This window comes from Acidimicrobiales bacterium, from assembly GCA_035533095.1.
GTDB lineage: Bacteria > Actinomycetota > Acidimicrobiia > Acidimicrobiales > Palsa-688 > DATLUM01.
The window spans coordinates 1-11,393 of sequence record DATLUM010000082.1; the positions used below are offsets into that span (position 1 = coordinate 1).

10 protein-coding genes are annotated in these 11,393 nt (G+C 68.4%); 1 reads left to right on the forward strand and 9 read right to left on the reverse strand.

All coding sequences use genetic code 11. The features are described 5' to 3' along the window. The 8 genes from VNF71_10605 to VNF71_10640 form a co-directional block, all read right to left on the reverse strand. On the reverse strand, positions 1-826 hold an 826-nt coding region (locus tag VNF71_10605; protein HVA75000.1), incomplete at its 3' end, for a hypothetical protein. Positions 827-1,129: 303 nt separating this feature from the next. Then, positions 1,130-1,288, reverse strand: a complete 159-nt coding sequence (locus VNF71_10610) for a DUF6760 family protein (GenBank protein HVA75001.1) — start codon at positions 1,286-1,288, stop codon at positions 1,130-1,132. Then, a complete protein-coding gene (locus tag VNF71_10615) occupies positions 1,285-1,767 on the reverse strand; it encodes a hypothetical protein (protein HVA75002.1) in 483 nt (160 codons plus the stop codon). The genes VNF71_10610 and VNF71_10615 overlap by 4 nt, the downstream gene beginning before the upstream one ends. Further along, a complete protein-coding gene (locus VNF71_10620; GenBank protein HVA75003.1) occupies positions 1,767-2,222 on the reverse strand; it encodes a phage tail protein in 456 nt (151 codons plus the stop codon). Before VNF71_10620 ends, VNF71_10615 begins: the two co-directional genes overlap by 1 nt. A 29-nt stretch (positions 2,223-2,251) precedes the next feature. Next, entirely contained in the window at positions 2,252-3,793 is a 1,542-nt protein-coding gene (locus VNF71_10625) for a phage tail sheath family protein (GenBank protein HVA75004.1), read from the reverse strand. A 110-nt stretch (positions 3,794-3,903) separates the two neighbouring features. Beyond that, complete coding sequence (locus tag VNF71_10630) at positions 3,904-6,060, reverse strand: ATP-binding protein (GenBank protein HVA75005.1); 2,157 nt, start codon at positions 6,058-6,060, stop codon at positions 3,904-3,906. Beyond that, positions 6,057-6,689, reverse strand: coding sequence for a DUF4255 domain-containing protein (locus tag VNF71_10635; protein HVA75006.1), 633 nt, complete (start codon positions 6,687-6,689; stop codon positions 6,057-6,059). The genes VNF71_10630 and VNF71_10635 overlap by 4 nt, the downstream gene beginning before the upstream one ends. Positions 6,690-6,802: 113 nt before the next feature. Further along, the gene (locus VNF71_10640) at positions 6,803-7,438 is read right to left on the reverse strand and encodes a response regulator transcription factor (GenBank protein HVA75007.1); all 636 of its coding nucleotides are present in this window, start codon (positions 7,436-7,438) and stop codon (positions 6,803-6,805) included. Between the two features lie 170 nt (positions 7,439-7,608). Between VNF71_10640 and VNF71_10645 the strand changes: the two genes are divergently transcribed. After that, positions 7,609-7,992 carry a DUF4280 domain-containing protein gene (locus VNF71_10645; GenBank protein HVA75008.1) on the forward strand — a complete coding sequence of 128 codons (384 nt, stop codon included), beginning with the start codon at positions 7,609-7,611 and terminating at the stop codon, positions 7,990-7,992. Between the two features lie 23 nt (positions 7,993-8,015). Here VNF71_10645 and VNF71_10650 read toward each other — a convergent pair whose 3' ends face one another. Next, positions 8,016-11,006, reverse strand: coding sequence for a BTAD domain-containing putative transcriptional regulator (locus tag VNF71_10650; GenBank protein ID HVA75009.1), 2,991 nt, complete (start codon positions 11,004-11,006; stop codon positions 8,016-8,018). Positions 11,007-11,393: the final 387 nt, after the last annotated feature.

Here is an 11,393-nt window from a genome sequence, read left to right on the forward strand (position 1 = left end):
TGGCGGTCCCGGCGCCGGGTTCGATGGGTAGGGCACCCCGGTCGGTAACGGGGGGTTCGGCGGGGTTGTTCTGCTGCACGACCTCCAACGACGGAGCGGGGACCTGACCGTCCGGTCCGGTCTCGGGGACAGAAACGTCGGCGTGCGGCGTCGACACAGGTGCGTGATCGGTACCGGCCTCGTCGAGTGGCGGACGGTCGCCGAGAAGAGGCGCGACGGCGAGGGGCTCACCGGCAGCGGCGGGTACGGCGGTGCTGGCGGGTCCGACGGTGGCGCCGGCTTCGCCCGGCTCGGCGAGCACGGCCGTGATGTCGCCGCGGTCACCCTGGGGCACTGGTGCATCCACCCGGCTCGGCGGGGACGCCTTCAGGTGTACCAGTGGAAGCTGCGGCGGTGTCTGGGACTCGACGAGCGCCCGTGGCGTCGGGGCCGGATCGACCCTGACAACCGGTCCCGTCGCCGTGCGGGCCTCGCTCGGAGTGCTCGTCGACGAGGAGTAGGTCTGGGAGGCCGAAGGGCCGTCATGCCGGATGCGGGTGCCCGTCCCGGTCGCCGCGGCCGGAGGAACTTCCGCACCCGTGCTGACAGATTGGGTACCGGCTCTGGGGGCCTCTGCCGAAGGCTGCGGCGGCGCGCCTGAGGCCTCGCTGTGCGTCGAGCGGATCTCGGGTGCGGCCGGATTGTCTGCGAGCGGCCACGATGTCACGAGCCGCTCCCCATCGGGTGTCTCGCCCATCGCCGGATGCGCCAAAGGCATGCCGGCGCTGTCACCGCCGGCAGCAGGGGCGTCCACCCGCACGACCGGTTCGGGATCCTGCACCGCCACGACAGTGATGGTGCCCTGTGGCGCGAGATCGGAGACTCCGTGGCCGAGCGTTCCGACCTGGAGTTCCGGCCACCGCCACGCGACTAGGTCCTCAGAGAAATTGCGTGATACGACGAACGGAACGGGTGGGAGCAGAGGCTCCGGCAGCGGGACCTGCGCCCAGCCGGGAATCCCGGAGAGGTCCTCCGGGCGAATCAGAGGTCGCTGGTCACTCGCAGGCGTGCGGGACGGCGTGCCCTCGGCAGCGACTGTTGATGAGGCTCGATTGCCTGAGCGACGGCGCGCCAGCAGACCCACGGGAACTCACTCCCCGTTGGAAATGCGCCGGTTGATCTTCGCGATCTCGTCGACGAACCTGCGCCTCGTCGGGTGCTCCATGTCGAGCAGCTCCTCGAAGGACCAGTGGAAGTGGTAGGCGACGTACGCGATCTCCTCGTAAACTCGGTCTGTCGCGTACGTCATGATTCCCCCGGGCGACCACCGGCCAGGTCGACCGTAAATCGCTCGTGACATGACGGGCAGGTCACGGCGGCCCGAGTGCTTCCCTCGGTGTTGATCCGCCTGTAGAGGTCCTGCAGGAACGCCAGGTCGGAGGCGAAGAGGTTCTCGATGACGCTCGCCCGGACGTCGTCCCCTTCGATGGTCCCGAGCCTCGTGATGACCCGCGCCAGCAGGACGACCGTCAGGTAGGCGGGATTCTCCCTGACCCTGTCATCGTGGAGTGGGAGCAGCTCGTCGCGGGCAGTCGCCAGCCGCATCGTCCCCGTCTTGTGGAGGACACCGCTCTGGTCGAGATACCCCCTCGGCAACTCGAAATCGAATTCGGTCCGCAACGCTTCGGGGCGGGCCGGGGTTACACCCAGACCCGCCGCCTCGCTGCGATCGCCGATGGACAGATCAGGCTCCGCTCCGGAAGGCAGGGTCGTCAAGACCCGACGCATCAGGCGCCCTTCTCAAGCCCCTCGTGGACGATCGTCAGCTTCTCGGTGACGATACTGGTGTCACCTGCCTTCAGCGTCGACACCTCGAGGGACTTCGGCCATCCGTTGGTGAACTTGTACTCCTGGGACTTGTCGCCCTTGTAGTCGTAGATCTTGATCACGCCGTGCTTGCGGGCGGCGATCATGTCGCCCTTGAAGACGTGCTCGATCCAGTCGACCCAGCCCTTGTCCCCGGTGATGCCACGGGTGAGGCTGATCTCACCGGACTTCTTCCGACCCGGAAGTCGCTTGTTGATGTACTTGCCGTCGATCGTGTTGTGCTTGAGCTCGATCTCGTCGGCCTCCAACTTGAGGCCGGTGACCTCCTGGATGCCCTTGATCTCGATGCCGTCGATCTCGAGGCCAAACGACCAACCGACTCCGGTGTCGAACAGTTCCGATCCGAAGAATGACATTGCTACCTACCTCCTAATCCTCGGTATCCCTACTCGCTCACCAGGCTGGTTCCGCCCGAGAACTGCGACAGGCGGAATATGACGAACTCGGCCGGCTTGACCGGGGCAACCCCGATCTCGCACAGGACTTGACCTGCATCGATGCCCTCGGACGGGTTGGTCTCGGCGTCGCACTTGACGTAGAACGCTTCCCCGGGGGTGAGGCCGAACAGCGCCCCTTTGCGCCACTCGTTCACGAGGAACGCCGATATTGTGCGGCGGATCTTCGACCACAGCGCGGGGTCGTTGGGTTCGAACACGACCCAGTCGGTGCCGCTGAGGATCGACTCCTCGAGATAGTTGAACAGGCGGCGGACGTTCAGGTAGCGCCATGCCGAGTCGGAGGACAGGGTGCGAGCGCCCCAGACGCGGATGCCGCGGCCCGGGAAGGCGCGGATGCAGTTGATGCCGACCGGGTTGAGTAGGTCGTGCTCGTTCTTGGTGATGTTGACCTCTAGGGTGATCGCCCCACGCACGACTTCGTTCGCCGGCGCCTTGTGGACGCCGCGGGTGTCGTCGTTGCGGCTCCAGATGCCTGCCATGTGGCCGCTCGGTGGGACGTGCTTGTTGGTGCCCGAGGACGGGTCGAACACCTTGACCCAAGGCCAGTAGAGAGCTGCGTACTTGGAGTCGTAGCCGGCCTTGTCGACGCGCCATTCCTTGATCTGCTGGGCGTTGAGCCCCGGAGGCGGGTCGAGGATCGCTACGCGGTCGCCCATCAACTCGCAGTGGGCGATCATGGCGAGCTGGACGGCCTGGACGCCTTCCATGTCGATCATGCGGTTCTGGTAGGCCGACATGAGGTCGGGGACGCAGACCATGGTGACCTCGTCGACCGCCTCCAGACCACCGAAACCCGTGCGGTCAGCTGAGTCTCCGACGTAGTCGTCCGGTGCGAGGCGTGCCGGCGCCGATGCGCCGCCGCCGGACAGGGCGACAGTGCCGCGGGAAACCTTCTCGGCGGCGACGCCGAGGTCCTCGAGACGGATCACCTTGGACTGCGCGTTGACCACGGTGACGACGTTCTGGCGGCCCTTCTTGGTGGTGAGGTTGTCGAAGGTCTCCTCGACCTTTCCGCCCTTCTTGACGACGACCTTGAAGGAGTCCTCGGTTGCTCCCTCCGTGGAGCTGTCGGAGACCTCGACGCTGACCTCGTTGCCCTCGGTGCCCTCGGCGAGGGCCTGGACCCTGAAGGCCCCGACGCTCGGAGCGGCGTCACCGCCGGCGACGGAGGTCAACTCGCCGCGCGCGGCAGGCGAGGAAGCCCCGTTCGCCCCGACCCGCACGACATAAGCAGCTCCCCCACCGTTGAGGAAGTAGCCGTAGACGGAGTGGGCCAGGTAGGAGCCATCCATGAACTCACCGAATGTCTGGGTGAACTGGCTCCAGTTCGTGACGAGCGTCGGCGTGTTGAACGGGCCTGCGGTCGCCAGACCGACGAACGCGGCCACCGCCGTACCAACACCTTCGATTGGACGTGACCCGGCCTCTACCTCCTCTACGTAGACACCGGGCGAAAGATAGGTCGGCATTTGCACCCTCCTGGGACGGACCATCGCAACCTTGCCGCACCGCTGCCGGAGCAAAAAGGGGCGGTAGGGCGGGAGTCAGGGAAGTGAGGGTTGCGCTTTCGGGCAACCGGTCATACGGCTACCAGTGAGAAGTACGGTCCGAACTCGGATGGGACGATGAGCCTCCCGAGTTTGCGGTACTCCCGCTGCACCGCCTTCATCAGGTCCGTCATTGTCACGGCGCGATCGTCTTCGGCGGCCAGGTACGCGGCCGTGATCGTGATGCTCCGTATGTTGCCTCCCGACACTTCGAACGAGCGGGCGCAGAATTCGAGGTCGATGTCGCCCGCACGGGGTACCCCGGGGCTCAGGCACTTGTCCCACAGCCTCAGGCGCAGCGCCTCGTCCGGCGAGGGGAAGTCGACCACCATGTCCAGGCGGCGGGCGAACGCCTCGTCCACGTTCGCCCGTAGGTTCGTGGCGAGGATGGCCAGACCGTCGAATGTCTCCATCCTCTGGAGCAGGTAGGCAACCTCGATGTTGGCGTAACGGTCATTGGCGTCGCGGACCTCCGACCTCTTGCCGAAGAGGGCGTCGGCCTCGTCGAAGAGCAGGACGGCGTTTACGCCGTCGGCTTCCACGAAGATCCTTTCGAGGTTCTTCTCCGTCTCACCGACGTACTTGTCCACGACCGTCGCCAGGTTGACCGTGTAGAGGTCGAGGCCGAGGTCACCCGCGACCACCTCGGCCGACATGGTCTTCCCGGTCCCGGAGTCGCCGCCGAACAGCACGGTGATCCCCCGACCCCTGCCGCCTCCGGGGCGCATTCCCCATTCGTCGAGGACCCGGCCCCTCCGCCGGGCGCGCCCGGCCAGCTCGTGCAGCGCCTCCTCGGCTGTGGGCGCGAGGACGAGGTCCTGCCACGAAACTCGGGGCTCTATGCGCCGGGCGAGCTTCTCGAGACCGGCCCCGTTCTGGGCCCGGGCTCCGGCACGCAGATGCCGCGCTTCGATGCCGGAAACCCCGTCGAGGCTCGCCTGCAGCCTTGCCGACGTTACGGCCCGGCGAACCTGCTCCGACGAGAGGATGAACTGGCTTGTGATGTCCGTGCTGTCGATGTCCGCGGCACTTGGGCCGATCGTCGCCCTCCAGTCGCTCGTGCGTTCCGCGACGGAGGCCGGCGGCAGGTCGACAACGAGCGGGACCTCGGAGCTCCAGCCCGGTTCCCAGCCGATCCGCCCGTGCAGCACGACCGGGCTGCGTATGTCGGCGAAGGCCCGGACTGCGCCCGCGCCCCTCTCGAGCAGAGCCTCGACGGGCCCCGCGACCACGCCGGCGTCGATCAGCATCGCTTCCCTGGCGACGAGCCGGGCTAGGGGCTCTACGTCGTCGGGGCGCTGGATCCGCTCGAGATCCATCACCAACGCGCGCATGCCCGCTGCGGCAAGTGCTTCCATTGCCGCGGCGGGAGCGGAGGAGCCCGGCTTTTCGCGCAGGTAGACGAGATGCAACCCCTCACGCAACAGTCCGCCGAGCATCGCGTCGAGCCTGCCGCCCGCGGTCCCGGGCGACGACCTCAGGAGATGGGCCACCTCGCGGTCGGGCCTGCCGTCCCCGAGAAGGTGCGCTGCGACCCGGTCAGGGACCCTGAGCGTCCTCGAGAGAAACGGACGGTCCCCCTCGTCGAGCACGACGAGCGAGCTCGTCATAAGCGGGGCGTCGGCCGTGAGGCGCGCCCGGGATGCGGCCGACCACGGCGACGCGCCGGCGAGCTCGAGGCAGAGCCCTATGGTGGCCCGCCGGCGAGAGACGTCGTCGTTCAGGTAGCCGTAGAGCCGCTCGAAGCGGCTGTCGAGGTCGGGCGCCAGGCACACCAGGAGCAGGTCGAGGTCTATGTGGTCGAGGCCGGCCCGCCGGGCCAGCGAACGGAGCCTGATGTCCGTCCCGACGGCCTCCAGGTCTGCGGCGCGCTCGTCCAGTTGGCGGAGCGCGTCCGAGTCTCCCCAGGTGGGACCCCTCGGTGACACGCTCGACGAGAGAATGTGGTCGACGTGGTCGTCGGAGATGTACAGGCCCCGGAATGGGTCGTCGGGCGAGGGGTCGTCTTTGCGGCGCATCGCTACGAGTTGGCGGACACGTCCTTCGAGTATCTGCAGCCTCGCCAGCAGGTACGCAGCGGACTCACCGACGTGGCCCGGTGACTCGGTGCCCACTGTCTCGGAGAGGGTCCCTTCTGCCGGCCCATCGGCTACGGCGTGCGCCACAGGGACCCGGCCCTGCAGGGTCATGCCAGCGACCGGTCGCCGTCGGGCAGGTGGCGCTCTGGGTCCTCCCCCTCCACGGTGACCTGGGCGAAAGAACGAAGGCGCATCGGCTTCATGACGGCCTGCGCGATCTCGTACAGGGCCGCCGGGACCATCGGGACGGTCACCACCAGGTCGACAGAAGGTTTGAGGTCGCCGCCGAGCGATGACCAGACGTCGGACACCTGGCGGTCCTCGGGGGGTGGGTAAGCGATCTGCAGGCCGACCGGTGTCTCCAACTCGGCGAGGAGCGGGGTCAGGAACGTGGCGGGGGCGATCTCGTACTTCATGAAGCAGGCCAGTACCGACGACAGAAGGCGGTGCTCGTCTTCGGGCCGCTGGGTCCAGGCGGTGATCAGGTAGGCCAGCTTGATGTAGCGGGGAAGGCTCGAGCGGTCGACCACGACGCCTTCTTCGTTGCGCGCCTCGATGAAACCGGTCGCGCGCCGCCTGGTGTCCTCACGGATGTCGTAGAGGTACATGTCGAGCGTCGGGGTGTTCCTCCGCGACGCCCAATCGCGGGTTGGCGCGTCGAAGAGGACCTCCACGTCCGTGCCCTGGACCACTTCGGCCTTCACGAGGGATCGAAGGACTTCGTCGACCTCGTTGATCATCGGGAGAATCCTTGCTCTGAGAACACGCCGCCGGTCCCTCGCCGCGGACATATATCGGGGCAGCAGGCACTGCCCTTAGGGGCAGCGGGTCCGGTTGACTGTTCCGGCGCGCTTCAGATGATCCCGGCGCGTACGGCGTAGGCCACCGCGTGGGATCGGTTGCGCAACTGGAGTCTCGAGGTGATGTCGTGGATCACGTTCTTGACCGTCCGCTCCGAGTAAGCGAGCCGCATCGCGATCTCCGACGTGTCCCAACCGTCGCCCAGCAGCTTCAGGACGTCGACCTCGCGCTGGCTGAAGCCGTTCAGCGACAGACCTCGCGGAGCGAGCACCTGCCGCTGCAACCGGCTCATCTGGTCCAGGAGCCGCCCGAGCAGGTCGGGCGGTACCGAGCCGTCTCCCTGCGCGGCTGTGATGACGGTCTCGGACACCCGCCGCGAAACCGCGTCAGCCCTGGGAAGGATGCCCGAGGCGCCGGCCTCGACGGCAGCGAGGAGTCCCGCGTCGTCGAGGCGGGTGACGACCATCACTACCCGCGACCCATCCCGCTGTATTGCCTTCGCCGTTCGGACCGTCCCCTCGTCCACCTCGTCGGTCACGATCACCGTGACCTGAGCCTTGGAGAAGTCGTTGTCCGGGATCACGAGCAGCTCCGGACGCAATCGCAGCTCACCAGCGATGCCCGTCGCCGACACGGGATCCGTCGCGTATACGGCGACCCTCACCCTCGAGTCGATGCCCTGATTCACCCCTTGCACCCCTTTTCATCCCATCGCAGATCCTTGCTGCAACCGGATTGTGCAACAGGTGGCTCAACGGGCACTCATCATGCGCTCAACGGGAACGTCGGATATGCCGTTCGGGCAGTCTTGCGTGCAACTTCGTGCCGTGCGGAAGGTCCGGGACTTATCCTCGTCGCATGGGCGAGCTCGTGGTCATGGGAGCACAGATGATGTGCGAGTTCGGCGCGGCGCCCATGCCGCTCGCGGTGATACCCGAGGGGGCCATGGTCACGGCCACGACGACTGCGGCCACCATCACGGAGTGCGAGCCCTTCACGAACATCCCGCCGTTCGGGATCTGCAACTCGCCGACCAACCCGGCTGCCGTGGCCGCCAAAGCCGCCGGGGCGACGGCCCCCTGTACGCCGGTGACCGTGCCCTGGATCCCCGGCGCGCCGACAGTGCTGATCAATGGTGTGCCGGCCCTGACGAGCGAGTCCCGCTGCACATGCACACTTGGCATGCCGGAGTGCATCTCGATAGTCCAGCCGGGCCAGTTCATCGTCAGCATCTCGGGCTGACGGCGGCAGGCGCTCCACCCGGCTCAGGCGCCCAGCTCCTCCAGGACCTCGGCGTAGGACCGGCGGGCGCGGCCCGCCTCGGCTGGGTGTCCCGACCGCTCGGCCTCCTCGATGAGAAGGTTCCACAGGTCGTCGCGGTACCGGTCGATGTCGAGGCCACGCCTCGCGGCCTCGGCCGACCCCTGGTGGTCGCCGCTCGCACTCCGCAGCACCGCCAGGCGTTTCGCGGCCTCCACGAGGGTGACCTCCAGCCGGGTCCGACCGGCTACCACCCAGTCTGCCGGGCCGTCCATCGGGAGGAGCGGGCCTCCGTAGGCCGAAAGCGCCGACTGGAGCGCGTCCGCCTCGCCGTCTTCGTCGCCCGCAGCGTGCGCCGAGCGGGCGCGGTCGAGGTGGTGCCCGACCCGCCACACGTCCACGTCGGAGTCCGGAGGCAGGGCCAGCCGGTAGGTGTCCCCGTCCCGGACTAGGAGCGTGGACTCCGACTCCCAAGCGAGGAGACGTCGCACCGCCGACACCGCGACCTGGAGGCGGTGGCGGCCGGCGTCGGGGTCGGCCTCGGGCCAGAGGGCCTCGATGATCTCCTCGCGGTGAACCCTCTCGCCGGCTCGCGACGCCAGCAGGTGGAGCAGGATCCGCTCCATCGGCTTGACGGCGGTCTCATCGATGGGGGTGCCGCCGACGGACAGGGAGAACCGGCCCAGGCAGCGCAGCAGGACTCGCTCGGCGGACCCTTCGTCGCGACCCGGGAAGCCGGTGGGCGGGTCCACGGCGGGTTCGGCGCTGGACCGCTTCGTCCTGCCGCCCGCGCCTGCAAGGGAGGGATCGATACCGGCAAGCTCCGCGTGCCACGCCCAGCAGCCGAGGGACTCGAATTGCGCCCTGGCGGTGTCGATCGCGCCTGTGTCGCCGTCGACGAGCCCGCGGGCGAGCTCGGCCGTCGCAGAGGCGACCGGAGCCTCGAGCGCCGACCCCAGCGCCCGGGCCTGGGTCGCCGCCCGCACGGCACCCTCTGGGTCACCGCAGCGGTGAGCGGCGAGGGCCTGGTAGCCGGCGGCGATCCCCGCATAGACCCCGGCGCCGAGGCGGGTGAACATGTGGTGCGCGTTCTCGAGCGGCCCGGGCGACGGAGTTCCGGAGGCCAGGCCCAGAACCCCGGAGGCGAACGCGACCATCGCCTCTCCCCACTGGTCACCTTCGCGCCGGCACGCCTCGAGCAGCTCAGCGCTCACCTCGTCCGAGCCGCGCTCCGTGGTGGCCAGGGTGATCCCGGCGAGGCGCATTAGCCAGGGGACACCCGCCGTCTCGACCTCCTCCCTTGCCCGATCGATCGCCCGGGTGTCCAGCGGTCTACCGCTCATCAGGCTCGCGCTCACGCCGGCAAGCCTCGCCGCGGCCACCATCCAGGCGGGTGACTCCGGATGAGCCGCCACACCCCCGAGGATCCTGGAGGCCGCCACCGCGTCGCCGTGGATCAACGACGCGAGGCCCTCTGCGAAGCGTCCTCCTGGCCCCGGAAGCGAGGAGGCTCTGCGCCGGACAGCGGAGGGGTCCTTCTGAGTCGCCGCGCGTAGGAGTCTTGACCAGTCGTCGCCCTCCGCAAGCTCCACCTTGTCGGGCGACGCCCAGGCGAGCAGGCGCTTGCGCTCCTCGCTGCAGCGCTCCGCGATGGTGGACGAGGCGGCGACGCTCTCCGCCCGCCTGGCGATCCTCACCGCTTCCGCGACGTCGCCACTGGAGACCGCGCGCCGGGCGCGTGCGAGAAGCAGCATCGGGTCCGCCTCGATGACGGTCGGGGGCAACGCCTCCAGCCACGCGTCGCCGATCGATGTCGCAGGGCCGGTCGAGTGGCCGAGAACACGGGCCACCCCGACCCAGTCCTCAGAGCGGGCGAACGCAGCCAACGCCTCCTCGGCGAACCCGCTTCTCTCGAGCATCGCCGCTGCACGGTGGTGGAAGTCCCGGGTGTGTGCGATGCCGATGGTCTCGACGAGAACGGCGTCGAGGTACGCGACCAGAACGGGGTGGTAGCGGTAGCTGCCGTCGCTGACGCGCTCGGTGAAGAGGTGGCGGCGCTCGAGTTCGTCGAGACATTCGGCGCTCGCGCACCCGTCGCCAAGTAGCTCGTCGCAGAGTTCCGGCGTGGGTCTCCGGAGGACGCTGGTACGGACCAGAAAGTCCTTGAGCTCAGGGGTCAGGTCCGATAGCAAGTGGCGGCTCAGGTACTCCCGCACCAGCCGTGAGTTGCTCCACAGGGACGACAGCACCTGGCGGCGCACGGACTGGGGTTTGCGGGCAGTGGCGAGATGGAAGAGCTGGAGATACGCCGCCCAGCCGCCGGTCCTGCGGGCGAGCGCGCCGACGTCCTCTGGGAGGAGCGGGTCGTGATAGACGTCGCGGAACAGGTCCTCGATCTCCCAGGTGCGGAACCGGAGGTCGTCGTGATCGATCTCCACGAGCGTTCCCGACACGCGCAGACGCGACAAGTCGAGCGCGAGACTCACCCGGCCTGCCAGGAGCAGCCTCATCCAGCGCGGCGCCCGGGAAGCCAGGTCGGAGAGAGCTGCCTCGGCGTCGCTCTCCTCGATCAGATGGACGTCGTCGACCACTACCAGCACCGGCAGGCCTGCTTCTGGATAGGCCGCCCGCACCAGCTCGTCCACCGTCGCCGGGCAGTCTGCCGGCGCCAGCGAGGCGAAGGCGGGGACGCTCGCGAGGCCCCGGCCGATCCACCCGACAAAAGCTTCTTCGCTGCGGAGGACCGGATCGGGTGACCCGCACCAAGCGACCGGTCCGGCGTATAGCTGTGCTGCGTGCGACAGCAGCCGTGACTTGCCGAAACCGGCCGGCGCGACCACCCGGGCCACTGAATAGTGAGCGGTGTCGACGAGCCGGCCGACCAGGCGGTCGCGGACCAGACCGGGGGCCGGCACGTCGGTCCATCCACCGGTGGCGGACCATTCCACGCCTGCGGTTCCCGCAAGTTCGCCGTCTGGTCCAGCTATCGCTGCCAACTGCCCCCCTCGGTCAAGCCCACGAGGAAAGGGTCAACTCCGCCCAATAGCCGGGGGGTTGCCCGATCGTGCAGAAGCATAACCACGCACCGTGCACACCGGTTCACCCGTTCGGGCAGGAAGTCCTGATTCGCGGTAACTGAGCGACGGAATTGGGCCTCCGTTGATCGGACCATGGACCGGCAGAGTCCGCGCGGCCGGCGGAGGTGACCTCGCAGGGGGTGTCGACAGTGGCCGGGCTGGGTTAGCCCTCCGAGGACTCCTCCTCGTCGTCCTCTTCCTCCTGACGCTGCACGGAGACGCCAGCGGCCGCCGGCGCCGGCGCGCTCTGCCCGTCGGCCAATTGCCCGGCACTGACGTTGTCGGCAGCGCGCTCGGCCTGCTGCT